Below are 24,505 nucleotides of genomic sequence, written 5' to 3' on the forward strand. Positions count from 1 at the left end.
AAGTCTGACATAAATGACCGCTATGAGCACTGCAATTACACGACAGATTGTTCTCGATACCGAAACCACCGGTATGAACCAGATCGGCGCCCACTATGAAGGGCATAAGATCATCGAGATCGGCGCCGTAGAGGTGATCAACCGTCGCCTCACCGGTAATAACTTCCATGTTTACCTGAAGCCCGACCGGCTGGTGGACCCTGAAGCCTTCGGCGTTCACGGTATTGCCGATGAATTCCTCATGGATAAGCCGACATTTGCCGACGTTGCCGATGAGTTCATGGAGTATATCCGCGGCGCGGAACTGGTCATCCATAACGCATCGTTCGATATCGGCTTTATGGATTATGAATTCAAAAAGCTGAACCGCGGCATTGAGAAAACGGAAACCTTTTGTAAGGTCACCGATAGCCTGGCGCTGGCGCGTAAGATGTTCCCCGGCAAGCGTAACAGCCTCGATGCGCTCTGTTCACGTTATGAAATAGACAACAGCAAGCGTACGCTGCACGGCGCGTTGCTCGATGCCCAGATTCTGGCTGACGTCTATCTGATGATGACCGGTGGGCAGACCAGCATGGCGTTTTCGATGGAAGGAGAAGGCCAACAGCAGGCCGGCGATATTGGAATACAGCGCGTTGTCCGCGCCGCCAGTAAATTACGCGTGGTTTATGCCTCTGATAGCGAGCTGGCGGACCATGAATCGCGTCTCGACCTGGTGCAAAAGAAGGGCGGAAGCTGCCTGTGGCGCGCCTGATTGCCGCTAATATGCGCTAAAAATAGGCGGGTGGGCTAATTTTGCAGCAAACGATTCAAAAGTGAAGAAAAAGCGTTGACGACGATGTAGGGAAACCGTAATATTCGCCTCGTTCCCAACGGAACAACAACGCGGAGCGGTAGTTCAGTCGGTTAGAATACCTGCCTGTCACGCAGGGGGTCGCGGGTTCGAGTCCCGTCCGTTCCGCCACTATTCAGAAGGCCTGAATCAGAAATGATTCAGGCCTTCGTCGTTTGGGGGAATTATCATTTAATCCGCCCCTAACGCCTCTTCAACACACTGCATAAATACCCGCATTGCCGGGCTAACTACTTTACCGGCGTGATGAGCGCATATCGCGTTAATAGTGAGCGGAACAGCGCTAAACGGTAGCTCAACCAGCGTACCGCGCTTAAGCTCTTCCTCAACGGCGAAACGCGGCAGATAGCTGACGCCAAGATTGCTCGCCACGCACTGCTTAATACTTTCGATACTCCAGAGCTCAATGGTATTTTCCAGGGTAATGGCGCGCTGGCGCAGCGTGCTTTCAAAAATTTGCCGAAATACGCACTGTGGCTCATTGATAACAAAGCTCAGCGGGATATGTTGCCCGCAGCGGGTAAAATCGACCGCCGGATGCTGCGGCGAGGCGACCAGCGTCAGCGGCTGCTGGCCAAAGCTTGTCATGGTTAACGCGTCATCGTTGCCAACCCGATAAAACACGCCCAAATCGGCGCTATCGTTGAGTAGCGCATCACGGATGACATAACAGTTAAGTGATTGCAATGATAAGCGTACCTGCGGCGCTCGTTGTTTAAAGCGCTGTAGCACCTGCGGCATTTTATAGGCCAGCAGGGTTTCCCCACAGGCAACGCGCAGCTCGCCAGCCGGTTCGCTATCCTCGCGAGCCGCCTCACGAATGGTTTCCATCACCCTCGCCAGTTCATGGACGTGCGGCAGCACCTTTTTACCGGATTCGGTCAGGCACATGCGGCGGCCTATTTTTTCAAACAGCTGAACGGCAAGTTCTTGCTCAAGCTGTTGAATATGAAAGGTCACGGTGGATTGCGTACAGCATAGTTTTTGCGCCGCGCGTAAAAACGAGCCTTCTTCCACTACCGTCTTGAGAGTAATAAAACGCCGCAGATCCATTTCGCCACCAACTATCGAAATTATCGAATTCAGAATCAGAAAACATTCATTTTTTTAAATGAATAGCTTCGGGTACTGTCTGCCAAAACGAAGGAGAAGACAAGTGACCCCAGCTTTGATTAGTGCTTTTTTGACTTATACCCTGATAACCGCGCTGACTCCCGGCCCCAATAATATTCTTGCCCTCAGCAGCGTCACCTCCCATGGCTTACGCCGCAGTCTGCGGGTGCTGGCAGGGATGAGCATTGGTTTTATTATCACTATGCTGATTTGCGCGGCTTTAACCTTTTCGCTGGTGGAACTCGACTCACGCTTTACCCGGCTATTGGGATGGATTGGCGCGGCGTATATCCTGTGGCTGGCCTGGCAGATAGCCAAAAGTAAACCGGGAGCAGGCGCGCTGAGTACAGAGCCGGTGGGGTTCTGGGCGAGCCTGGGCCTGCAGTTCGTCAACGTAAAAATTATTCTGTACGGCATCACCGCGCTCTCTACCTTTGTCCTGCCCGTTACCCGCGAGCCGGTTTGGCTCATTAGCGTGAGTCTGCTGCTGGCGGCGATTGGCGCGCTGGGAAACCTGTGCTGGGCGCTGGCGGGGCATCTGTTTCAGCGCCTGTTTTTGCTGTACGGACGGCAACTGAACTGGGTGTTGGCAGCGTTATTGGTCTACTGCGCTTTGCGGATCGTGGTGGAATAAAAAGGGAGCGCAGCGGCTCCCGAAAAGTGTTTAGCCGATCGTGAAAGGATCGGCATCCTGCCAGGCCGGAAATTTCTCGCGATACTCCTGCAGCGCGGCCAACGACAGATCGGCATCGAGCCGCGTCGCCTGATGCGGTTCGGCGGTGGCGATAATCTCTCCCTGCGGGCTGATGATACGGCTATCGCCCCGATAGTGGTGGCCATTGCCATCGGTGCCGACGCGGTTGCAGCCGGCGACGTAGGCCTGGTTTTCAATAGCTCTGGCGACCAGCAGCGATTGCCAGTGCAGCGAACGCGGGGCTGGCCAGTTAGCGACATACAGCGCCAGGTCGTAATCGTTGTGGTTACGCGACCATACCGGGAAGCGCAGGTCATAGCACACCAGCGGCAGAATTCGCCAGCCGCGCCATTCAAAGACCACTCGTTCAGTACCTGCCTCGTAATGGTGATGCTCATCCGCCATGCGGAACAGGTGACGCTTATCGTAAAAGTGCGTTTTACCGCCGGGTTCTACCAGCAGAAAGCGGTTCACCGGGCCGCGTTCGGTCTGCAAGGCTGCGCTACCGGCAATCAGTGCGTTAGTTTGCTCCGCTTTCGCCAGCATCCACTCAACGACCTCTCCCTGCGGCATCGACTGCTTCGCCGCTTCCATGGCAAATCCGGTAGTAAACATCTCAGGCAGCACAATGATGTCGCGCCCGCTCACTTCTTCCAGCTGACGATCGAAATGGCGCAGGTTGGCGGGACCATCCATCCACACCAGCGGTTGCTGCAACAGCGTAATTTTCAAGCCAGACACAGTGGTGAACTCCATTATGAAGAGGGCATAAGCTAATTTTAATACCATATCAGCAGCGGGAGGCGGCATGGAATATTTTGTTAAAAAAATGCTACTTTGGCGGGGGAGTAACAAAAGAAAAGGCGGGGAAATTCCCCGCCTTCGTCGTGATGTGTGGCAATGCTTTTATTATGCCGCTTCAATCTTGCGGATTTTTTCCGGCAGCTTTACCGGTTTGGTCGCCAGTTCATCCGCCGCGAAATCATCAACGTTAATACTGCGCAGACGGCTGGTTTCCGCACGGGTCAGAATCGAGGCTTCCTCCTGATTAATTAACCCTTTGGCCAGCGCATTAGTGGCCAGCTCATCCAGGCGGGTGAACGGCAGATTTTTACCCAGCTCTTTGCAGATGCGCTGGTGGATTGGGTCCGCCGCCATCACATCCAGCAGCGCCTCTTCCAGCAGGCCAACCGGGTTATGTTCGCTTGGCGTCAGGTACTGGCCGCGACCGATACGAGAGCGGGTCGCGCTCGGAACCTGCAGAATTTTCGCTACTTTATGATCCAGCTTGTCGGACGGCGCATCGTAGTGACGGCCGGTCGGGAAGATGGCGAGACGCAGCGCGCCGGCGACAAAGCGGTTCGGGAAATTCTTCAGCAGGTCATCGATAGCCTGCTCTGCCTGATACAGCGCATCCTGCACGCCCCAATGGACCAGCGGCAGATCCGCTTCATTACGGCCTTCATCGTCATAACGTTTCAGCACCGCCGATGCCAGGTAAAGCTGGCTCAGCACGTCGCCGAGACGCGCGGAGATACGTTCGCGACGCTTCAGGCTGCCGCCCAGTACCGCCATTGATACATCCGACAGCAGGGCCAGGTTGGCGCTCAGGCGGTTCATATGCTGATAGTAGCGGCGTGTAGTATCACGGGTCGGCGCGCTGCTGGTGCGGCCGCGAGTCAGGCCCAGCCAGAAGCTGCGTACTTTGTTGCTACCGACATGGCCGATATGTTTAAACAGCAGCTTATCGAAGGCGTTAACGTCATTGTTCTGCGCGGCGGCCATCTCATCCAGTACATACGGATGGCAGCGAATCGCCCCCTGACCAAAGATCATCATGCTGCGGGTGAGGATATTCGCCCCTTCAACGGTAATGGCGATCGGCGCGCCCTGATAAGCGCGGGCAAGGAAGTTGCCTTCGCCCAGCATGATGCCTTTACCGCCGGTAATATCCATAGCGTCTATGATTGAACGCTGGCCGCGGTGGGTACAATGATATTTAACGATCGCCGACAGCACCGCCGGTTTCTCGCCAAGCATAATCCCGTAGGTAATCAGCGAAGCGGCGGCGTCCATTACGTAGGCGTTGCCTGCGATACGCGCCAGCGGCTCTTCGATCCCTTCCATTTTACCAATCGAGATTTTGAACTGACGGCGAATGTGGGCGTAGGCGCCGGTCGCCATAGCGACGGATTTCAGGCCGCCGGTGGCGTTGGACGGCAGAGTAATACCGCGACCCACGGACAGGCACTCAACCAGCATACGCCACCCCTGGCCGGCCATGCTCGGGCCGCCGATGATGTAATCGATCGGTACGAAAATATCTTTACCACGAGTGGGGCCGTTCTGGAACGGTACGTTCAGCGGGAAGTGACGACGGCCAATTTCCACGCCCGGCGTTGAGGTAGGGATCAGCGCGCAGGTGATACCGAGTTCTTCCTCGCCGCCCAGCAGACGGTCCGGGTCTGAGAGTTTGAAAGCCAGGCCCAGTACGGTGGCGATTGGCGCGAGGGTGATATAGCGCTTGTTCCAGGTCAGGCGCATCCCCAGCACCTGCTGACCCTGCCAGTCGCCCATACAGACTACGCCGGTATCCGGGATCGCGCCGGCGTCGGAGCCCGCTTCCGGGCTGGTCAACGCGAAGCATGGGATCTCCTGACCACGCGCCAGGCGCGGCAGGTAGTGATTTTTCTGCTCTTCGGTACCGTAATGTTGCAGCAGTTCGCCCGGCCCTAAGGAGTTAGGCACGCCGACGGTGATCGCCAGGATCCCGGAAACGCCGGACAGCTTTTGCAGTACGCGAGACTGGGCATAGGCGGAAAACTCCAGGCCGCCGTACTCTTTCTTAATGATCATCGCAAAGAAGCGATGCTCTTTCAGGTACGCCCACAGCTCCGGCGGCAGATCCGCCATTTCATGGGTAATTTCGAAGTCGTTCGCCATGCGGCAGGCTTCTTCTACCGGGCCGTCGATGAAAGCCTGCTCTTCGGCGGTGAGGCGCGGCTGCGGATAGTTATGCAGCTTGTGCCAGTCCGGGTTGCCGCGGAACAGATCGCCTTCCCACCAGGTGGTGCCGGCATCGATGGCTTCTTTTTCCGTACGCGACATCGGCGGCATTACTTTGCGGAAGGCGCGGAATGCCGGGGCGGAGAAAAGGGATTTACGCATCGGCGCAAAGTTGAACGGCAGCAGGATAATCGCCAGCGGCAACAGCAGCCAGATATTCCACAGCCCCGCCACGCTGAGCGCCGCGGTCCAGGCGAGCAAAATCACGCTGCTGAGAAGCAGGCTGACTCGGTGATAGAAGAGCACGCCGAGTAACACTACGGTTGCAACAATACTCAAAATCATCATAGAGAAATGCTCCCTTATCTTGTAGGAGGTCTGACCACTTGTGATGTATTGGTTGTAGTGGATGTAATTTGTTTTAGCAATGTGTTTACAAAATAATTACAACCTTGCTCACATTGTTGGCTGGAAAAGCGGCACGTAAAATCAAAAGGACGAGGGATAACGTTGCCTGCTGCTTCTCGCTTCGGCGGCTATCCGGTACACTGCCAGGGTTATTCCAACCAATACTGAAGGATTATCCTCATGTACCAGGATCTTATTCGTAACGAACTGAACGAAGCCGCGGAAACGCTGGCCAACTTTCTGCAGGACGAGGCCAACATTCACGCTATCCAGCGCGCGGCGGTACTGCTGGCGGATAGCTTCAAAGCTGGCGGTAAAGTACTTTCCTGTGGCAACGGCGGTTCTCATTGCGATGCGATGCATTTTGCGGAAGAGCTGACCGGGCGTTATCGCGAGAACCGCCCTGGTTATCCGGCGATCGCTATTTCTGACGTCAGCCATCTGTCCTGCGTGAGTAATGATTTTGGCTATGAATATGTCTTCTCCCGCTATGTTGAATCTGTTGGCCGCGCAGGCGATGTTCTGCTGGGCATTTCCACCTCCGGCAACTCCGGCAACGTGATCAAAGCGATTGAAGCCGCGCGCGCGCAGGGAATGAAAGTGATCACCCTGACCGGTAAAGACGGCGGCAAAATGGCGGGTTCCGCCGATGTGGAAATTCGCGTACCGCATTTCGGTTACGCCGATCGCATTCAGGAGATTCACATTAAGGTGATTCATATTCTGATTATGTTGATCGAAAAAGAGATGGTTAAAGCTTAACTTGCCATGATGACGGCGCCGTGGCTTCCATGTTGAGGAGCCGCGGCGACAAGGCTTTAGCGGCAGGATATTTTGTGCAGTGGTATGAGGTGATCTATGTGCGAATTGCTCGGGATGAGCGCCAATGTGCCGACCGATATCTGTTTTAGCTTCTCCGGGCTGGTTCAGCGCGGGGGCGGCACCGGGCCGCATAAAGACGGCTGGGGTATTACCTTTTACGAAGGGAAAGGGTGTCGCACATTTAAAGATCCGCAGCCGAGCTTTCAGTCGCCAATAGCCAAACTGGTACAGGATTATCCCATTAAATCCTGTTCCGTCATTGCCCATATCCGTCAGGCCAACCGTGGCGAAGTGGCGCTGGAGAACACCCATCCGTTCACCCGCGAACTGTGGGGCCGCCACTGGACCTACGCCCATAACGGCCAGCTCAAGGGTTATAAATCGCTGAAGACGGGAAATTTCCGCCCGGTGGGCGAGACCGACAGCGAAACGGCTTTCTGCTGGCTGTTGCACCGTTTAACCGAGCGCTATCCGCGCACGCCTGGCAATATGGTCGGCGTGTTTAAATACATCGCGACGCTGGCGGGCGAAATGCGCGAGAAGGGCGTGTTTAATATGCTGTTATCGGACGGGCGCTATGTGATGGCGTACTGTTCAACCAACCTGTACTGGATCACCCGTCGGGCGCCGTTTGGCGTGGCGAAGCTACTGGATCAGGATGTGGAAATTGATTTTCAACGTGAGACCACACCAAACGATGTGGTCTCCGTTATCGCCACTCAGCCGCTGACCGGCAATGAGGCCTGGAATAAAATCATGCCAGGCGAGTGGGCGTTATTTTGCCTCGGGGAGCGTATAGTTTGAGGCCAGCTGCGGCTGGATAACCTCGTGGCTGAGCGGCTTGCTGACGATATAACGGCCATCCATCACCGAAACCACCGGCGGTTTGTGGGTCTGCTGGAAGTAGTCATAGCCTGGCTTCAACTGCTTCCAGAAATCCGCATAGTACGAGAACTTATGTCGCGCCATGTTGGCGTCGGTCATGCGGAACGGGTAGATGCTGACCTGCACGCTTGGCTGGCCAAATACCAGCGCGCCGGTGACAAACTGGAAGATCTCGTCAATGCCGGTATCGGTCATCGCGTAGCAGCCGACGGAAACGCAGGCGCCGTGGATCATCAGGTATTTACCTTCATAGCCGTGCGCGCGATCGTAGGCATTCGGGAAGCCGATATTGATCGCTTTATAAAAGCGGCTGTCTGGTTTTAGCTGACTGCGCGAGACGTTATAAAATCCTTCCGGACTTTTGAAATCGCCCTGGCGTTGCTTCGGCCCGAGGCCGCCGGAGTAGTTACAGATCCGGTAGCTATCGAGAAGCTGGTAGGTTTCGCCCATTTTGACGTAGAGATCGAGCATCCGCTCTTCTTTGAAGATCTCGATATAAACGGGAGAGCCCATTAACTGCTGTTTATATTCTTTGCTAACCGGCGTTGTCGGGCTGTTACTGCTGAGTAACCCAGCAAATGACACGCACGGCAACAGAAGCATCGCAATAAAGAATGCGATTTTGCGCATACTGCTTGTTCCTTGATAAAACAAAAAACCACATGCCAGGACGGCAAGAGATACCCGAAATCAGAGTTTTCTGGATTTAGAGCGCTCACATTAGCATCACGGCAGTTTTTCGCAAGCACGGTGTGGCTGCGTTTACAATTTAATGTTCCTTTATAGCGAATATTGCCGCAAAGCGCAGTGAGAACTTTGCGCAATAGCTCGCATTTTAGAAGCACTTATTGGCGCTTTTCCTACTTCTGCTACTCACAAAATGTTACACTCCCGCCGTTTATGACCAGGGTAAGAAAGGATGCTTCTCTCCCGTCTTGTGCCCCCGTGGCACCGCTATTCCTTTCTTATTCTGATATTCCATCAATAATGCTGGCCTCGGCTTGAGCCGGGGTTTAGGTTACGGATACCTGCTAACGATATGATTAAAATCACGAAAGGGCTGGATTTGCCCATAGCTGGCATGCCATTACAGCAGATCTCGCCCCGGCCTGCGGTGAAACGCGTCGCGCTGCTCGGCGAGGAGTACGTCGGCATGCGCCCCTCGATGGCCGTGAGCGAAGGCGATCGGGTGCAAAAAGGCCAGGTGCTGTTCGAAGATAAAAAGAACGCCGGGGTACGTTTTACCGCGCCAGCCAGTGGGGTGGTCAGCGCCATTCATCGCGGCGAGCGCCGGGTGCTGCAATCGGTGGTGATTGATATCGACGGCAGCAATGAGGCGGTGTCGTTTACCCGCTATGCATTAGAAGATCTTAACGATTTGCCACGGGAAGCGGTGCAGCAACAGCTGCTGGAATCCGGGCAGTGGACGGCGTTTCGTACCCGTCCTTTCAGCAAAATTCCCGCGCCGGGTAGCGTTCCGGCGGCTATTTTCGTCACTGCTATCGATACCAACCCGCTGGCGGCTGAACCGCAGCCGATTATCCTGGCCCAGCGTGAAGCCTTTGATGCCGGTCTGACGGTGCTGACGCGCCTGACGGACGGTAAAGTCCACGTCTGTCAGGCCAGCGGCGGCAAGCTGGGCGGCCATCCCGCCGGGCAGGTGACATTCAACCAGTTTAGTGGCCCGCATCCGGCAGGGCTTGCCGGTACGCACATTCACTTCCTTGAGCCGGTCAGCCTGACCAAACAGGTCTGGCATCTCAACTATCAGGAGGTCATCGCCATCGGCAGACTGTTCCTCGACGGCGAGCTGTACAGCGAACGCGTCATTGCCCTTGGCGGCCCGCAGGTAAAACAGCCTCGGCTGCTGCAAACCTGTCTTGGCGCCAGCCTCGATGAACTGCTGGCGGGCGAGCTGGTGGATGATGAAAACCGGGTAATTTCCGGTTCAGTCTTGAGCGGCACTCACGCCTGCGGCCCTCACGCCTTCCTCGGGCGCTACCATTTGCAGGTCAGCGTGGTACGAGAAGGCCGCGAAAAAGAGCTATTTGGCTGGGTGATGCCGGGCAAAGAGAAGTTCTCGATTACCCGTACCACCCTTGGTCATTTCTTTAAGCGCAAGCGCTTTAATTTCTCCACTGATACTAACGGCGGCGAGCGGGCGATGGTGCCGATCGGCAACTATGAGCGGGTGATGCCGCTGGATATTCTGCCCACCATATTGCTGCGCGATCTGCTCGCCGGCGATAGCGATAGCGCCCAGGCGCTGGGCTGTCTGGAGCTGGATGAAGAAGATCTGGCGCTCTGCACCTACGTTTGTCCGGGCAAATATGAATACGGCCCGGCGCTGCGCAGCGTGTTAACCCAGATTGAGCAGGAAGGATAAGAGATGGGCTTAAAGCACCTGATTGAGAAACTTGAGCCGCATTTCACGCACGGCGGCAAGTTAGCAAAATATTACCCGCTGTATGAAGCGGCGGCGACGATCTTCTACACCCCTGGTTTAGTCACCCGCGGCGCGGCGCACGTACGTGACGCCATCGACCTCAAGCGGATGATGATCCTCGTCTGGTTTGCGGTGTTCCCGGCGATGTTCTGGGGCATGTATAACGTCGGCTTGCAGACAATTCCGGCGCTGCACAAGCTATACGGCGCCGAACAGTTACAGCAGGTAATAGCCAACAACTGGCACTATAGCGTTGCCCAGTGGTTAGGGGTGAGCTTCAGCGCCGATGCCGGGTGGCTCAGCATGATGACGCTGGGGGCGGTATTTTTCCTGCCTATCTACCTGACCGTATTCATCGTCGGCGGTTTTTGGGAAGTGCTGTTCGCGATTGTGCGCAAACATGAGATCAACGAAGGCTTTTTCGTTACCTCGATTCTCTTCGCGCTGATTGTGCCGCCAACGATGCCGCTATGGCAGGCGGCGCTGGGGATCTCCTTTGGCGTGGTGATTGCCAAAGAGATTTTCGGCGGCACCGGGCGCAACTTCCTCAACCCGGCGCTGGCGGGGCGCGCGTTTCTGTTCTTTGCCTACCCGGCGCAGATTTCCGGCGACCTGGTATGGACGGCGGCGGACGGTTTTTCCGGCGCGACGCCGCTCTCCCAGTGGGCCAGCGGCGGCGGTGAAGCGCTGGTTAACGTCGCCACCGGCATCCCGGTGAGCTGGATGGACGCCTTCCTTGGCAATATTCCCGGCTCGATTGGCGAAGTGTCGACGCTGATGATCCTCATCGGCGGCGCGTTCATTATCTTTGCCCGTATCGCCTCCTGGCGCATCGTCGCCGGGGTGATGGTCGGTATGATCGCCACCGCCACGCTGTTTAATTTCATCGGTTCCGATACCAACCCCATGTTCTCGATGCCGTGGTACTGGCATCTGGTGCTCGGCGGTTTCGCCTTCGGCATGATGTTTATGGCGACAGACCCGGTATCGGCTTCCTTTACCGATAAAGGTAAATGGAGCTACGGCCTGCTGATTGGCGTGATGTGCGTGCTGATTCGCGTCGTCAACCCGGCCTATCCGGAAGGGATGATGCTGGCGATTCTGTTCGCCAACCTCTTTGCGCCGCTGTTCGATTACCTGGTGGTGCAGGCCAATATCAAGCGGAGGAAGTCGCGTGGCTGAGAAGAAAAGTAACGATAGCATCGGCAAAACGCTGCTGGTGGTGCTGGTGCTTTGTCTGGTGTGCTCCATTGTGGTCGCCGGTTCCGCCGTGGGCCTCAAGTCGCGTCAGCAGGAACAACGCGCGCTGGATAAACAGCGCAATATCCTGGCGGTCGCCGGCCTGATGCAGCAGGGGATGGATGCTGACGCGGTGGCAGAAACCTTCGCCGCGCGTATTACCCCTCGGCTGGTTAATCTGGCGACCGGCGAACTGCTGGATAAAGACCCGGGTAAATTTAATCAGGCCCAGGCGCTGAAAGATCCGCAGCAGAGCATCGCGCTCGACGCCAGCCAGGATCCGGCCGGGATTAAACGCCGCAGCAACCTGGCGGAAATTTACCTGGTGCGTGACGCGCAGCAGCAGATTCAGGAAGTCGTGCTGCCTATCTATGGCAATGGCCTGTGGTCAATGATGTACGCCTTCGTGGCGCTGGATGTCGATGGGCGCACGGTGAAAGGCATTACTTACTACGATCAGGGCGAAACGCCGGGGCTGGGCGGCGAGGTGGAAAACCCGAACTGGCGTCAGCAGTTTGTCGGTAAGCAGGTGCTGGATGACAACGGCATGCCGTCGTTGAAGGTGGTAAAAGGCGGCGCGCGCGCAGGCGATCTCCACGCGGTTGATGGTTTATCCGGCGCCACGCTGACGTCAAACGGCGTGCAGCATAGCTTTGATTTCTGGATGGGCGAACTGGGCTTTGGTCCGTTCCTGAAAAAGGTTCGTGAGGGAGAGCTGAATAATGGCTGAACAGAGCGATATGAAAGAGGTGAAGCGCGTGCTGGTGGGGCCGCTTATCGCCAATAACCCCATCGCCCTGCAGGTGCTCGGCGTCTGCTCCGCGCTGGCGGTGACCACCAAACTGGAAACCGCCTTCGTGATGACCATTGCGGTGACGCTGGTAACGGCGTTTTCCAGCATGTTTATCTCTATGATTCGCCACCATATTCCCAATAGCGTGCGCATCATCGTACAGATGGCGATCATCGCCTCGTTGGTTATCGTGGTGGATCAGCTGCTGCGGGCTTTCGCCTATGAGACCTCTAAGCAGCTGTCGGTGTTCGTCGGACTTATCATCACGAACTGTATCGTGATGGGGCGTGCCGAAGCTTATGCCATGAAATCGCCGCCGCTGGCCAGCTTTATGGATGGTATCGGTAACGGTCTCGGTTACGGCGCGATCCTGATTATCGTCGGTTTCCTGCGCGAGCTTATCGGCAGCGGGAAGCTGTTCGGTATCACCGTACTGGAAACGGTGCAGAACGGCGGCTGGTATCAGCCGAACGGCCTGTTCCTGCTGGCGCCGAGCGCGTTCTTCATTATCGGTTTGCTGATTTGGGCCCTGCGTAGCTGGAAGCCTGAACAGCAGGAAAAGGAGTAACCGATCATGGCTCATTACATTAGCCTGTTTGTCCGCGCGGTGTTTGTTGAGAACATGGCGCTGGCGTTCTTCCTCGGGATGTGTACCTTCCTCGCGGTGTCGAAAAAGGTCTCCACCGCGTTTGGCCTCGGCGTTGCGGTCACGGTGGTGCTGGGTCTTGCTGTACCGATCAACAACCTGGTCTATAACCTGGTACTGCGCGACGGCGCATTGATGGAAGGCGTAGATCTCAGCTTCCTTAACTTCATCACCTTTATCGGGGTAATTGCGGCGCTGGTGCAAATTCTTGAGATGATCCTCGATAAGTACTTCCCGGCACTCTATAACGCGTTAGGGATCTTCCTGCCGCTTATCGCCGTTAACTGCGCTATTTTCGGCGGCGTGTCGTTTATGGTGCAGCGCGATTACAACTTCCCGGAATCGATTGTTTACGGCTTTGGTTCCGGCATCGGCTGGATGCTGGCGATTGTCGCGATGGCGGGAATCCGCGAAAAAATGAAGTACGCCAACGTGCCCGCCGGTCTGCGCGGGTTAGGGATCACCTTTATCACCACCGGACTGATGGCGCTGGGCTTTATGTCATTCTCCGGTGTGCAGCTATAAGGGCGGAAAAGTATGGAAATTATTCTTGGCGTGGTGATGTTCACGCTGATCGTGCTGGTCCTGTCGGGGCTTATCCTGGTGGCGCGCTCGAAGCTGGTGAACGCGGGCGACGTGGTTATTGAAATCAATAACGAAGCGGATAAACAGATCCGCACGCCGGCGGGCGACAAACTGCTGAACACGCTCTCCAGCAACGGTATCTTCGTCTCTTCCGCCTGCGGCGGCGGCGGCTCCTGCGGCCAGTGCCGGGTGACCATCAAAGAAGGCGGCGGCGATATTCTGCCGACAGAGCTTTCGCATATCACCAAACGCGAAGCCAAAGAAGGGTGCCGCCTGGCCTGCCAGGTGGCGGTGAAGCAGAATATGAAAATTGAGCTGCCGGAAGAGATTTTCGGCGTGAAAAAATGGGAGTGCGAGGTTATCTCTAATGATAACAAAGCGACCTTCATTAAAGAGCTCAAATTACGGGTGCCGGATGGTGAAGCGGTGCCGTTCCGCGCCGGCGGTTATATTCAGATCGAATGCCCGTCGCATAAAGTGGCCTATGCAGACTTTGATATTCCCGATGAATATCGCTCAGACTGGGACAAGTTCAACCTGTTCCGCTATGTCTCTGAGGTGAAAGAGCCGACCCTGCGCGCCTACTCGATGGCTAACTATCCGGAAGAGGAGGGCATCATTATGCTCAACGTGCGTATCGCCACGCCGCCGCCGAAGGTTCCGGATGCGCCGCCGGGGATAATGTCGTCCTATATCTGGTCGCTGAAGCCTGGCGATAAGGTGACGATTTCCGGGCCGTTTGGCGAGTTCTTTGCCAAAGAGACCGATGCCGAGATGGTGTTTATCGGCGGCGGCGCGGGCATGGCGCCGATGCGTTCGCACATCTTTGACCAGCTTAAGCGCCTGCACAGCACGCGTAAAATCAGCTTCTGGTACGGCGCGCGTTCGCTGCGCGAAATGTTCTATGACGATGAGTTTGAACAGCTGGCGCGCGAAAACCCCAATTTTACCTTCCACGTCGCGCTCTCCGATCCGCTGCCGGAAGATAACTGGACCGGGCATACGGGCTTTATCCATAATGTTCTGTATGAAAACTATCTGCGCGACCATCCGGCGCCGGAAGATTGCGAGTTCTATATGTGCGGGCCGCCGGTGATGAACGCCGCGGTGATTAAAATGCTCAAAGACCTGGGCGTCGAAGATGAGAACATCATGCTCGACGACTTTGGAGGCTGATGATGTGGACGGTATTTGTCGCGACCTTTGTGATTTTTGCGCTGGTGATCCTCGGCATGTCCCTGGGCTACCTGGTGAAGCGTAAGAGTATTCAAGGCAGCTGCGGCGGGATCTCCTCGCTGGGGCTGGAGAAAGTCTGCGACTGTCCGGAACCGTGCGATGCGCGTAAGAAACGTCTCGCCCGCGAGGCGCAGCGCCAGCAGCAGCGCATTCTCTAATGCGCCGACGGTGCTACGCTTGCGTTTTTCAGGCCGCTTTCGCGGCCTTTTTTATCTTACTGCCAGTTTTTCGCCTGCGCCGGAGAATCCACCATCACGCCGTCGGCGCCTAATTCTTTCGCCGTTCGATAATCTTCCGCGCTATTGATGCCGAAGAAAATGATGTGGGCCTGGCCCTGCGAGCGGAAGCAATCCATCGCCTCTTTATCCCAGGTGAGCGTCGCCGGAGAAACGCCTTCACCAAGGGTAAACTTCTCGACTACCTCCACCTTGCGCTTTAGTTCCAGCCCGTACCACTTATCGCCATCGCGCTGGCTGTCTTGCTGGCACTGGTGGCTGAGCGAAACGTTTGCAAGCCTGGTTCGGGTTTCGCTGCGGCTAACAAAGCGGGGGATCGGTTGCGGCAGAGCGGCGATATAGCGGTCTTCGGTGGAATAAACCCGTACCCGGTCGAGGCTATGGGTATTTTTTAACACCTCCAGCAGGCGTTCGCCCATCACCGCCGGATCGGCATCCGGTGATTTTATATCGATGTAGAAGAAGGTCTGCGGCCACTGCTGCAGCACGCTTTGTAAGGTCGGGATCGTGGCCTGCTTGCCGCGCCACGGATGGCTGTCATCGCCCCATTTCCAGCCGGCATCGACTTTTGCCAGCTCGGCGGCGGTTAAGCTTGAGACCTTGCCCTCGGCGTTGGTCAGGGCGGAGAGATCGCTTGAGCGATAGAGCACCGGTACGCCATCGCGGCTTAGCTGTACCGTGACCCAGATGGCCTGCGCGTGGTTTTCCAGCGCCAGTTTGATGGCCGGTAGGGTGTTTTCCGGCGCATCGCCGGTACCGCCGCGGTGGGCAATCAGCTGCGGATTGGCGAAAACGCTGCCGGTCGCCAGCAGACAGAGTACCGTGAGTATTTTCTTCATGATTGTATCTTCCTGATTCATTATTTAAATGTATGAAAATAAAGGTGATTTGTTTCACTTTTATGTTGTAACAGCTTTTTTGGCGGTTGAATTAAAAAAGAATAAAATTTGCGTGTAGTTTTGCTATGCTGTATGGGTATACAGTGTTGGGCAAGGCGATGCGTAAAATTATCCATGTCGATATGGACTGCTTCTTCGCAGCGGTGGAAATGCGTGACAACCCGGCGTTGCGCGATATCCCCATTGCAATCGGCGGCAGTCGGGTACAACGTGGCGTGATTAGTACCGCGAACTATCCTGCGCGTAAGTTTGGCGTGCGCAGCGCGATGCCGACGGCGACGGCGCTTAAACTGTGTCCGCACCTCACGCTGCTGCCGGGGCGCTTTGATGCCTACAAAGAAGCCTCGAACCACATCCGCGAAATTTTCTCCCGCTATACCTCGTTAATCGAGCCGCTGTCGCTGGATGAAGCCTACCTTGACGTGAGCGACAGCGTACACTGCCACGGCTCTGCCACGCTGATGGCCCAGGAGATCCGCCAGACCATCGAGCGTGAACTGAATCTCACCGCTTCAGCGGGCGTGGCGCCGGTAAAATTCCTCGCTAAAATTGCCTCAGATATGAACAAGCCGAATGGCCAGTTCGTCATTGCCCCGCATCAGGTGGCGGAGTTTGTGCGGTCTCTGCCGCTGGCGAAAATTCCCGGCGTCGGGAAGGTGTCGGCGGCGAAGCTGGAAAATATGGGGCTGCGTACCTGTGGCGACGTGCAAAACAGCGATCTGGCGATGCTGCTTAAACGTTTTGGTAAGTTTGGCCGTATCCTGTGGGAGCGCAGCCACGGCATTGACGAGCGCGAAATCCATAACGATCGTCAGCGTAAATCGGTCGGCGTCGAGCGCACTCTGGCGGAAGATATTCATGAGTGGTCAGACTGCGAAGCGATTATCGAAAATCTCTATCCCGAGCTGGAACGCCGTCTGGCGAAGGTAAAACCGGATCTACTGATCGCGCGTCAGGGCATTAAACTGAAGTTTAACGATTTCCAGCTCACTACTCAGGAGCACGTCTGGCCGCGGTTAAACAAAGAGGATTTAATCGCGACCGCGCGCAACGCCTGGCTTGAGCGTCGGGGCAGCCGCGGCGTGCGGCTGGTGGGGTTACACGTGACGCTGCTCGACCCACAGCTCGAACGACAACTGGTACTTGGACTATAACGATGTTAACGATCAGGGCGTATGTAGAAGATGATTTTCCGGCGCTGTGCGCCATTTTTTTGCGTGCGGTTAAAGAGACCGCCAGCCGGGATTATTCTCCCGCGCAAATTGCCGCCTGGGCGCAGGTTGATGAATCCCGCTGGCGGCAGAAATTTGCGCATTCGCAAGTGCTGGTGGCGGTTATTAATAATCAGCCGGTTGGATTTATCACTGTCGTTAATGATTATATCGACCTCTTTTTCGTCTCGCCGGATTATACCCGTCGTGGAATCGGTCATGCGCTCATCGGGGCGGTCTGCGCCAGCCTTCCGGGAAAGATATTGTCGGTTGATGCGAGCATAACGGCACGATCCAGTTTTCTTCGCCAGGGATTTCGTGTCGTCGCTGAGCAGCGAGTAGAATCGCGTGGAGAGTGGTTCACTAACTATCGAATGGAAAAACGCGGTTCGGGTAAGGCTGAATAGATACAGTTATCGGTTTGCGACTTTTTTGGTCCGGGAAAAACACGTGTTTTGTGTTAATTCAGAGCACATTGCGCTCCCGATATTTCTTCTGCGTTATGGCTTTCCTGGCGCAGGGAGCGCACAGGGGGCGGCCAGTCGCCGCCGCCCCCTGTACCCCCGGGCTCTGGCCGCCAAAATCGCCACTTCGTGGTACCTTCGACTTATCCCTGCAGGCTTCGGGTCGGGCCGAGGCAGCGTCCGTGCAAAACACGGCCCTCAGCCCGCATCCATGCGGGCTGCCCCGGCCTGCCGGGAACGTCTCAGCGATTTTGAGGCCACCAACACCGGCAGTTTCAGTAGCCACGGGTACAGGGTAGAGGCCACGAACCGTAGGCCGGATAAGGCGTAGCCGCCATCCGGCGCGAAAGTGGCTCTTTACCCGCGGTTATTGCCCGGCGGCGCGTTGCGCCTTATCCGGGCTACCAAACTGCACATTACTGTAGCCGGCGTAGGTCGGGTAAGGCGTTAGCCGCCACCCGACAAAACAGGTCATCACCGGGGCCGGAGGCACAACCGGCGGCATAGCGCCGCCGGTATAGGGCTTACTTAGCCGGAATAGCTTTCAGCAGTTCGGTCAGCAGCGTCCAGTACTGGCCGACGCTCTCGATATGAACCTGCTCATCCGGGGAGTGCGGGCCGGTAATGGTCGGGCCGATGGAAACCATGTCCATGTCCGGATACGGTTTTTTGAACAGACCGCATTCCAGGCCAGCGTGGATAATTTGAATGTTCGGCGTCTTGTTGAACAGACGCTGATAGGTCTCGCGCACCAGGTGCATAACCGGAGAGTTGGCATCCGGCTGCCAGCCTGGGTAAGCGCCTTTGGCTTCGGTTTTCGCCCCGGCCAGTTTGCCCAGCGAATCCAGCATGCTGACGACATAGTCTTTACCGCTGTCGATCAGCGAGCGAATCAGGCAGTGGATCTGTACGTTGTCGTCGGTCATGGTGACGACGCCGACGTTCAGCGAAGTTTCAACCACGCCTTTGGCGACGTCGGAGTTGCGGATCACGCCGTTCGGCGTCGCGTTCAGCAGGCGCACGAAACCGTCGCGGGAAGCCTGAGTCAGCGCCGCTTTATCGTTCGCGACCGCTTCCAGCAGGACGACCAGATTCTTCTCTTTGGCCGCCAGTTCGTTTTTCAGGATATCCTGGTAAGTATTCACCAGCGCTTTCAGCGCATCCGCTTTGTCCGCGGCGACGGCGACGGTCGCGAAGGCTTCACGCGGGATAGCGTTACGCAGCGTACCGCCGTTGAAATCGACCAGACGCAGATCCAGTTTATCGGCATGGCCCGCCAGGAAGCGCGCCAGCAGCTTGTTAGCGTTGCCCAGGCCGACGTGGATTTCACCGCCGGAGTGGCCGCCTTTTAAGCCTTTCAGGGTCAGTTTAAAGCTCTGGAAACCGGCTGGAATCGCTTCGCGAGTCAGCGCCAGGTTAGAGGTGAAATCGATACCGCCGGCGCAACCCATGTAGATTTCGCCTTCTTCTTCCGAATCGGTATTGATCAGGATATCCGCCTGCAGCCAGTTGGCCTGTAGACCGAACGCGCCATCCATACCGGCTTCTTCGGTCATGGTCAGCAGCACTTCCAGCGGGCCGTGGGCAACGCTATCGTCGGCCAGCACCGCCAGCGCGGAGGCCATACCAATGCCGTTATCCGCGCCCAGGGTGGTGCCGCGCGCTTTGACCCATTCGCCGTCGATGTACGGCTGGATCGGGTCTTTAGTGAAGTCGTGGACGGTATCGTTATTTTTCTGCGGCACCATATCGAGGTGCGCCTGCAGAACTACCGGCTTGCGGTTTTCCATACCGGCAGTCGCGCCTTTACGAATCAGAATGTTGCCAACCTGGTCGCGTTCCGCGTGTAAGCCTTTCTCTTTTGCCCAACCCATGATGTGCTCGGCGAGCTGTTCTTCGTGATAGGACGGGTGTGGGATGGAGCAAATTTTGGCAAAAATATCCCAAAGCGGTTGCGGGGATAATTGAGACAATTCAGACACGATGAGTCTCCTTACAGTCACCTGCAAAAGTCGTTTACAGGTCGAGGGTTAGCAATAAGATTCACTACAAGCTCGGGCTTGCGCGATGTGGTTGAGAATACCACTTTCCGCGCGCTCTGCTAGTGTAAAGCACGCAAAAAGCGTTGCCGGAGGCGCTTAATACTGGTTTTTAGCGCGTCAGGTCTCTATAATCTCGCGCAACCATTTTCCCCCTCGAACAATATTTAAGCCGTTATACACAGGCTGGGACAATTCACATGAGCGAAAAATACGTCGTCACCTGGGACATGTTGCAGATTCACGCCCGCAAACTGGCAAGCCGTCTGCTGCCGGTTGAACAATGGAAAGGCATCATTGCCGTTAGCCGTGGCGGTCTGGTACCGGGAGCTTTACTGGCGCGTGAACTGGGTATTCGTCATGTTGATACCGTATGTATCTCTAGCTACGATCACGACAACCAGCGCGAACTGAAAGTACTGAAGCGCGCTGAAGGCGATGGCGAAGGTTTCATCGTTATTGATGACCTGGTCGATACCGGCGGCACCGCCGTCGCTATTCGCGAAATGTATCCTAAAGCACACTTTGTCACCATTTTCGCTAAGCCGGCGGGCCGTCCGCTGGTTGATGATTATGTGGTTGATATCCCGCAGGATACCTGGATTGAACAGCCGTGGGATATGGGCGTCGTCTTCGTCCCGCCAATCGCTGGCCGTTAATTCCCGCCAATCGTGAATAATTACCACGCCCGGTTATGCCGGGCGTGGTTTTTTTTACCCTGACGCGGGTTACAATAGCGAAAGCAGCAACATGATGGAGGCGGCACATGTCACAGGCTAACCTTAGCGAAACGTTGTTTAAACCCCGATTCAAATACCCGGAAACCTCAACGCTGGTCCGTCGGTTTTCATCCGGCCAGCATCAGGGCATGCAGACCGCGCTGAGCGGTAATCACGTCGATCACTGGTATCGCTTAATCAATCGCCTGATGTGGATCTGGCGCGGCGTCTCGCCGCAGGAGATATGGGATGTCCAGGCGCGCATCGTGATGAGCGATGCCGAGCGCTCTGACCCGGAGCTCTACGATACGGTGATTGGCTATCGCGGCGGCAACTGGGTGTATGAGTGGACTAAACAAGCGATGATGTGGCAGCAAAAAGCGACTCAGGAAGCCGATCCTTTGCAGAGCGGTCGCCACTGGTTGCACGCCTCCAACCTCTATAGCATCGCCGCCTACCCGCATATCAAGGGCGATGGGCTGGCCGATCAGGCGCAGACGCTGGCCAATCGCGCCTATGAAGAGGCGGCGCAACGTCTGCCGGGCGAGCTGCGGGAACTGGAATTCGCTATCCCCGGCGGCGCCCCGGTGACGGGCTTCCTGCATATGCCGAAAGGCGAAGGCCCGTTTCCGACGGTGCTGATGTGCGGCGGTCTGGATTCGCTGCAAACCGATTATTACAGCCTGTATGAGAAGTATTTTGCTCCGCTGGGGATCGCCATGCTGACGCTGGACATGCCGTCCATCGGTTTCTCAACCAAGTGGACGTTGAGCCAGGACACCAGCATGCTGCATCAGTACGTGCTACAGCATCTGCAGAATGTCCCCTGGGTTGACCATACCCGGGTGGCGGCATTTGGTTTCCGCTTCGGCGCCAATATTGCGGTTCGTCTGGGGTATCTGGAGTCGCAGCGGCTGAAGGCGGTGGCCTGTCTGGGGCCGGTGGTGCACAACCTGCTGGTGGATCCGCAGCTGATGGCGCGGGTGCCGGAGATGTTCCTCGATGTGCTGGCATCGCGTCTTGGCATGCACGATGCTTCCGACGAAGCGCTGCGCGTCGAACTTAACCGTTATTCATTAAAAACTCAGGGCTTGCTGGGCCGCCGTTGCCCTACGCCGATGCTCTCCGGCTACTGGAAAGACGATCCCTTTAGCCCCGAAGAGGAGTCGCGGTTAATCACCTCCTCCTCGGCGGATGGCAAGCTGCTGGAGATACCGTTTAAGCCGGTTTACCGTAATTTCGATCACGCATTGCGTCAGATTGCCCGCTGGATCAACCATAGATTTGGTTAATATATTGCTAAATTTTATTGGTTTGGTAAAACAGTTGCATCACTAAAGGAGATCGCAATGACGTTACCGAGTGGACACCTGAAAAGTAAGCTGATTAAAAAATTCACGGCGCTAGGCCCCTATATCCGTGAAGGGCAGTGTGAAGAGAACCGCTTTTTTTTCGACTGCCTGGCAGTTTGCGTCAACGTTAAACCAGCGCCGGAGAAGCGGGAATTCTGGGGCTGGTGGATGGAAATGGAAGCACAGGAATCTCGTTTCACTTATAGCTACCAGTTCGGCCTGTTCGATAAAGAGGGTGACTGGCAAGCGGTCGACATCGACGATCCCGAGGTTCGTGAAAGACTCGAAAAAACGCTGCGTGAGTTCCACGAGCGCGCTGCGGCGCTGCTGGCAACGTTCAATCTGAAACTCGAACCGGCTGACGATTTCAGCGAACCGGTTCGCCTGCGCGCGTAAACCCGGCTTTTGGCATCCGCTTCCTGCCGCGGGAAGCGGATGACCGCCAACGATGATACTTGACATCAGGTCACGGCGCTTCAGCCGTTATTCCTGCACTTCGCGATGAGTTGACAACACCCGGAATGGCTGGCCGACCACTACCTGCCCGGCGGCCAGATCTTTCGTCACCACGGTACCCGCGCCAATTTTGACATTATCACCCAACGTCACCGGGCCGATGACCACCACGTGGGCGCCGAATTCGACGTTATTGCCAATCATCGGGCTTGCCCCTTCGCGGCCTTCGCTATCCGTCAGGCTGCCGATGGTGGCTCCCTGACGCAGGATACAGTTTTCACCGATGACGGTGCCGCGGTTGAGGACGATGCAGTGTGGATGGTACAGCCTCAACCCGTAGCCGATCCGCGTTTGCCACGGTAGTTCGACGCAAAACAGACACTCGTTAATCAGTTTATTGAGAATAACGAATGGAATGCCGAGCAGCTTGTAAAACGGGTTGCGGCTGCGATACATCGTCGCGAGGCGATAGAGCAGAATCGCGATTTTCGCCTTCATACTGCCGGTATGTTTGATCTCGCGGCGGACCTGGCTGATGGCATTAGGCATGAATTCTCCGTTTACTTAAGGGAAAAGGTGGTCAGTTGATACCAGCCGTCGGCGGTTTTACCCTGGTTGGCCAGCAGCAGCCGCGGCTTACCCTGGGCATCGGTGATGGCGGTCTGCAACGCGTAATCGCCGGCGGGCAGCGAGGCGGGTAGCGTGAGAGTGACAGTGCTTTGCATCTCCCCCGGCAGCCAGCGGCGCACGTCATCCTGGGTTTTTACCTGGGTAACCGTGGCGCCGGCGGCGTTGACCACGCGCCATTGTACCGGGTAGAACAGGTAGGCCGGGGCGACGCCATCATTACGCCAGGTAACACTGACCGCTAACGGCTTACCAGCCTTAACCGGCGTTTCGAAGGCGAGTTTGTTGACCCGGAAACGGTAGCCGATTCGCAGTAAGGCTTTATCGACAATATCGCGGTATTCCGGCGGAATCGGTCGTGATTTCAGGTTCAGGCTGCTGGCGTGTTGCTGTAGCGCCCAGTCGAAGGTGGCCTGCACCTCTTCACGCGTGTAGTGCTGTACGCTCTGCCATTCGCTCATATAGCCGCAGATCTCAAGGCTGACGGGCGCCCGTTTCCAGCTATCGACAAACCCCGGCGCCGCGGCCTGAGCGGCGGCCAGACGCTGCGGATAATCATCGCGCATATGGCTCCATTCGCTGGAGAAGTTATGCCAGTCGCCCCAGCAGTCCGCCCGCCAGCCCGCGCCGCGGCGGCTGGCCCAGGCCAGCGAATCGCCGCCGCTAATCAGCATGACTTTCGGCGTTTTCGGGAAGCTATCGAAATGCATATCAACATAGCGATTGAGCTGCTCCGGCGTGTACTTCTCCATTAACGGCGGAATCTCGCTAAAGTTGGAGTTGTGCCATTCGCCCCAGGAGCCGACCATGCCGATATCGATAAAGGCCAGTTCCGGGTTGCCGTCATAGCGCTGACCGAGGGCATTCAGCAGTTTCTGCGCATAGGCGATAAAAGTTGGATCGCTGAGATCCGGCACGAAGGTTTTACCGTCGGCGACCCACTGTCCTTTGATCCCTTTGGCGATCAGCCAGTCGGGAATTTTCGATCCCGTTTGCGGCTCGTCGAGCGCCATTACCCGCAGGCCGACGTTCATGGCTGGCTGATGGCTGGCGGCGACGCTAAAAGCATTATCGATCGGCGCGAAATTGTAGACCCCTTCCTGTGGCTCCAGCTCGCTCCAGTAGAAGCGATCGTATTCAAAACCGGTATCGGGATACTCGGCGCGGGTCGGTTTTTCACCATAGCCATCATGAAAGCTGGCGACGCCGATGCCCGGATTGGTGAGCAGGCCATCGAAAGGAGGCGGGGTGATGACCGTGGTTTGCGCGCCAACGGATGCTGACGCCAGCGCGCTGGCCAGTAGCAGGGCGCGAAACAGAGGAGCGCTATGCAGAGATAATATCGCCATACTCAATTCACTTTGTCATGTGGTCATGAAGATTAACAAACCACGTCCAGATACCGACGTGGAAATTTTTAAATACATCAATGCCTAACGCTGATTTCAACATATAGAGCGCCAGTAGGATCGACAGCAGGGCGAACACCACGCCAAGCGTAATCAGCAGCGTCGCGAAGATGCGTCCGAACAGAGTGCTTTCGCGCGAAACTTTGCGCAGATCCCGACCAAAAAGAAATACCACGAAATAGCGGCGATGCAGGAAGGGAAAGCTGTGGCGAAAATCGATGCGATGGCGTGACGCCAGGTTGGCGCGCACCAACGCCTGCTCGATTCCCCGTTTCTGCTCCGCGGTTAATGAGGTTTCAACCTCCTGGTCAAGCGCGGCATAGAAGCGCTCGACCACCAGTTCTGCTGTAGATTTCGGCACGAGTAA

The 24,505-nt window shown here is 56.2% G+C and carries 26 protein-coding genes and 1 tRNA gene; 17 read left to right on the forward strand and 10 right to left on the reverse strand.

Annotated features, from left to right (window positions below):
* Nucleotides 1–22 precede the first annotated feature (22 nt).
* Nucleotides 23–754, forward strand: coding sequence for a DNA polymerase III subunit epsilon (gene dnaQ, locus EAE_RS12085; RefSeq protein WP_015368125.1), 732 nt, complete (start codon nucleotides 23–25; stop codon nucleotides 752–754).
* A gap of 133 nt (nucleotides 755–887) precedes the next feature.
* A tRNA-Asp gene (locus EAE_RS12090) sits at nucleotides 888–964 on the forward strand.
* 60 nt (nucleotides 965–1,024) lie between these two features.
* On the opposite strand, the gene EAE_RS12095 is transcribed toward EAE_RS12090, so the two are convergent.
* Nucleotides 1,025–1,906: a LysR family transcriptional regulator gene (locus EAE_RS12095; protein WP_015704467.1), complete on the reverse strand. Its 882-nt coding sequence runs from the start codon at nucleotides 1,904–1,906 to the stop codon at nucleotides 1,025–1,027.
* Between the two features lie 103 nt (nucleotides 1,907–2,009).
* On the opposite strand from EAE_RS12095, the gene eamB reads away from it, so the two are divergent.
* Nucleotides 2,010–2,600 carry a cysteine/O-acetylserine transporter gene (gene eamB / locus EAE_RS12100; RefSeq protein ID WP_015368123.1) on the forward strand — a complete coding sequence of 197 codons (591 nt, stop codon included), beginning with the start codon at nucleotides 2,010–2,012 and terminating at the stop codon, nucleotides 2,598–2,600.
* Between the two features lie 30 nt (nucleotides 2,601–2,630).
* On the opposite strand, the gene EAE_RS12105 is transcribed toward eamB, so the two are convergent.
* On the reverse strand, nucleotides 2,631–3,401 hold the full coding sequence (locus EAE_RS12105) for an amidohydrolase (RefSeq protein ID WP_015704468.1): 771 nt from the start codon (nucleotides 3,399–3,401) through the stop codon (nucleotides 2,631–2,633).
* A 168-nt stretch (nucleotides 3,402–3,569) separates the two neighbouring features.
* Nucleotides 3,570–6,014 carry an acyl-CoA dehydrogenase FadE gene (gene fadE, locus EAE_RS12110; protein WP_015368121.1) on the reverse strand — a complete coding sequence of 815 codons (2,445 nt, stop codon included), beginning with the start codon at nucleotides 6,012–6,014 and terminating at the stop codon, nucleotides 3,570–3,572.
* Nucleotides 6,015–6,254: 240 nt separating this feature from the next.
* Between fadE and lpcA the strand changes: the two genes are divergently transcribed.
* The gene (gene lpcA / locus EAE_RS12115) at nucleotides 6,255–6,836 is read left to right on the forward strand and encodes a D-sedoheptulose 7-phosphate isomerase (RefSeq protein WP_004099149.1); all 582 of its coding nucleotides are present in this window, start codon (nucleotides 6,255–6,257) and stop codon (nucleotides 6,834–6,836) included.
* Between the two features lie 96 nt (nucleotides 6,837–6,932).
* Nucleotides 6,933–7,700, forward strand: coding sequence for a class II glutamine amidotransferase (locus EAE_RS12120; RefSeq protein ID WP_015368120.1), 768 nt, complete (start codon nucleotides 6,933–6,935; stop codon nucleotides 7,698–7,700).
* Here EAE_RS12120 and dpaA read toward each other — a convergent pair.
* On the reverse strand, nucleotides 7,671–8,411 hold the full coding sequence (gene dpaA, locus EAE_RS12125; RefSeq protein WP_015704469.1) for a peptidoglycan meso-diaminopimelic acid protein amidase: 741 nt from the start codon (nucleotides 8,409–8,411) through the stop codon (nucleotides 7,671–7,673). The genes EAE_RS12120 and dpaA overlap by 30 nt on opposite strands.
* A 409-nt stretch (nucleotides 8,412–8,820) precedes the next feature.
* On the opposite strand from dpaA, the gene EAE_RS12130 reads away from it, so the two are divergent.
* The 7 genes from EAE_RS12130 to nqrM are packed head-to-tail and all read left to right on the forward strand — an operon-like array spanning nucleotide 8,821 to nucleotide 14,884.
* Nucleotides 8,821–10,167 (forward strand): Na(+)-translocating NADH-quinone reductase subunit A, encoded by a 1,347-nt coding sequence (locus tag EAE_RS12130; RefSeq protein ID WP_015704470.1) that lies wholly within the window; start codon nucleotides 8,821–8,823, stop codon nucleotides 10,165–10,167.
* Nucleotides 10,168–10,170: 3 nt separating this feature from the next.
* The gene (locus EAE_RS12135) at nucleotides 10,171–11,409 is read left to right on the forward strand and encodes an NADH:ubiquinone reductase (Na(+)-transporting) subunit B (protein ID WP_015704471.1); all 1,239 of its coding nucleotides are present in this window, start codon (nucleotides 10,171–10,173) and stop codon (nucleotides 11,407–11,409) included.
* Nucleotides 11,402–12,196 (forward strand): Na(+)-translocating NADH-quinone reductase subunit C, encoded by a 795-nt coding sequence (locus EAE_RS12140; protein ID WP_015704472.1) that lies wholly within the window; start codon nucleotides 11,402–11,404, stop codon nucleotides 12,194–12,196. Before EAE_RS12135 ends, EAE_RS12140 begins: the two co-directional genes overlap by 8 nt.
* Nucleotides 12,189–12,827, forward strand: coding sequence for an NADH:ubiquinone reductase (Na(+)-transporting) subunit D (locus EAE_RS12145; protein WP_002889716.1), 639 nt, complete (start codon nucleotides 12,189–12,191; stop codon nucleotides 12,825–12,827). Before EAE_RS12140 ends, EAE_RS12145 begins: the two co-directional genes overlap by 8 nt.
* 6 nt (nucleotides 12,828–12,833) lie before the next feature.
* On the forward strand, nucleotides 12,834–13,430 hold the full coding sequence (nqrE, locus tag EAE_RS12150; RefSeq protein ID WP_015368115.1) for an NADH:ubiquinone reductase (Na(+)-transporting) subunit E: 597 nt from the start codon (nucleotides 12,834–12,836) through the stop codon (nucleotides 13,428–13,430).
* A gap of 12 nt (nucleotides 13,431–13,442) precedes the next feature.
* A complete protein-coding gene (nqrF, locus tag EAE_RS12155; protein WP_015368114.1) occupies nucleotides 13,443–14,666 on the forward strand; it encodes an NADH:ubiquinone reductase (Na(+)-transporting) subunit F in 1,224 nt (407 codons plus the stop codon).
* 2 nt (nucleotides 14,667–14,668) lie between these two features.
* Nucleotides 14,669–14,884, forward strand: a complete 216-nt coding sequence (gene nqrM / locus EAE_RS12160; RefSeq protein ID WP_015368113.1) for a (Na+)-NQR maturation NqrM — start codon at nucleotides 14,669–14,671, stop codon at nucleotides 14,882–14,884.
* 56 nt (nucleotides 14,885–14,940) lie between these two features.
* Here the strand turns inward: nqrM and EAE_RS12165 are convergent, their stop codons facing one another.
* A complete protein-coding gene (locus tag EAE_RS12165; protein WP_015704474.1) occupies nucleotides 14,941–15,801 on the reverse strand; it encodes a glycerophosphodiester phosphodiesterase family protein in 861 nt (286 codons plus the stop codon).
* Nucleotides 15,802–15,959: 158 nt separating this feature from the next.
* On the opposite strand from EAE_RS12165, the gene dinB reads away from it, so the two are divergent.
* Nucleotides 15,960–17,015, forward strand: coding sequence for a DNA polymerase IV (gene dinB / locus EAE_RS12170; protein WP_015704475.1), 1,056 nt, complete (start codon nucleotides 15,960–15,962; stop codon nucleotides 17,013–17,015).
* Between the two features lie 2 nt (nucleotides 17,016–17,017).
* Nucleotides 17,018–17,479 (forward strand): GNAT family N-acetyltransferase, encoded by a 462-nt coding sequence (locus EAE_RS12175; RefSeq protein WP_015704476.1) that lies wholly within the window; start codon nucleotides 17,018–17,020, stop codon nucleotides 17,477–17,479.
* Nucleotides 17,480–17,903: 424 nt separating this feature from the next.
* Here EAE_RS12175 and EAE_RS25015 read toward each other — a convergent pair whose 3' ends face one another.
* Entirely contained in the window at nucleotides 17,904–18,041 is a 138-nt protein-coding gene (locus EAE_RS25015; RefSeq protein ID WP_015368039.1) for a hypothetical protein, read from the reverse strand.
* Between the two features lie 19 nt (nucleotides 18,042–18,060).
* Nucleotides 18,061–19,518 (reverse strand): cytosol nonspecific dipeptidase, encoded by a 1,458-nt coding sequence (gene pepD, locus EAE_RS12180; RefSeq protein ID WP_015704477.1) that lies wholly within the window; start codon nucleotides 19,516–19,518, stop codon nucleotides 18,061–18,063.
* Nucleotides 19,519–19,775: 257 nt separating this feature from the next.
* On the opposite strand from pepD, the gene gpt reads away from it, so the two are divergent.
* The 3 genes from gpt to crl all read left to right on the forward strand — a co-directional run bounded on the left by gpt (nucleotide 19,776) and on the right by crl (nucleotide 22,042).
* Complete coding sequence (gene gpt / locus EAE_RS12185) at nucleotides 19,776–20,234, forward strand: xanthine phosphoribosyltransferase (protein WP_002889733.1); 459 nt, start codon at nucleotides 19,776–19,778, stop codon at nucleotides 20,232–20,234.
* 107 nt (nucleotides 20,235–20,341) lie between these two features.
* Nucleotides 20,342–21,586, forward strand: a complete 1,245-nt coding sequence (gene frsA, locus EAE_RS12190; protein WP_015368041.1) for an esterase FrsA — start codon at nucleotides 20,342–20,344, stop codon at nucleotides 21,584–21,586.
* Nucleotides 21,587–21,643: 57 nt separating this feature from the next.
* Nucleotides 21,644–22,042 (forward strand): sigma factor-binding protein Crl, encoded by a 399-nt coding sequence (gene crl, locus EAE_RS12195; RefSeq protein ID WP_015368042.1) that lies wholly within the window; start codon nucleotides 21,644–21,646, stop codon nucleotides 22,040–22,042.
* Nucleotides 22,043–22,129: 87 nt separating this feature from the next.
* Here the strand turns inward: crl and EAE_RS12200 are convergent, their stop codons facing one another.
* Genes EAE_RS12200 through EAE_RS12210 form a run of 3 tightly spaced genes read right to left on the reverse strand, consistent with a single transcriptional unit; the run spans nucleotide 22,130 to nucleotide 24,499 of the window.
* On the reverse strand, nucleotides 22,130–22,651 hold the full coding sequence (locus tag EAE_RS12200) for a serine acetyltransferase (protein ID WP_015704478.1): 522 nt from the start codon (nucleotides 22,649–22,651) through the stop codon (nucleotides 22,130–22,132).
* 11 nt (nucleotides 22,652–22,662) lie between these two features.
* Nucleotides 22,663–24,078 (reverse strand): DUF4832 domain-containing protein, encoded by a 1,416-nt coding sequence (locus EAE_RS12205; RefSeq protein ID WP_015704479.1) that lies wholly within the window; start codon nucleotides 24,076–24,078, stop codon nucleotides 22,663–22,665.
* 7 nt (nucleotides 24,079–24,085) lie between these two features.
* Nucleotides 24,086–24,499 carry a hypothetical protein gene (locus EAE_RS12210; protein ID WP_015704480.1) on the reverse strand — a complete coding sequence of 138 codons (414 nt, stop codon included), beginning with the start codon at nucleotides 24,497–24,499 and terminating at the stop codon, nucleotides 24,086–24,088.
* Nucleotides 24,500–24,505 lie beyond the last annotated feature (6 nt).

It is taken from the genome of Klebsiella aerogenes KCTC 2190 (assembly GCF_000215745.1).
Taxonomy (GTDB): domain Bacteria; phylum Pseudomonadota; class Gammaproteobacteria; order Enterobacterales; family Enterobacteriaceae; genus Klebsiella; species Klebsiella aerogenes.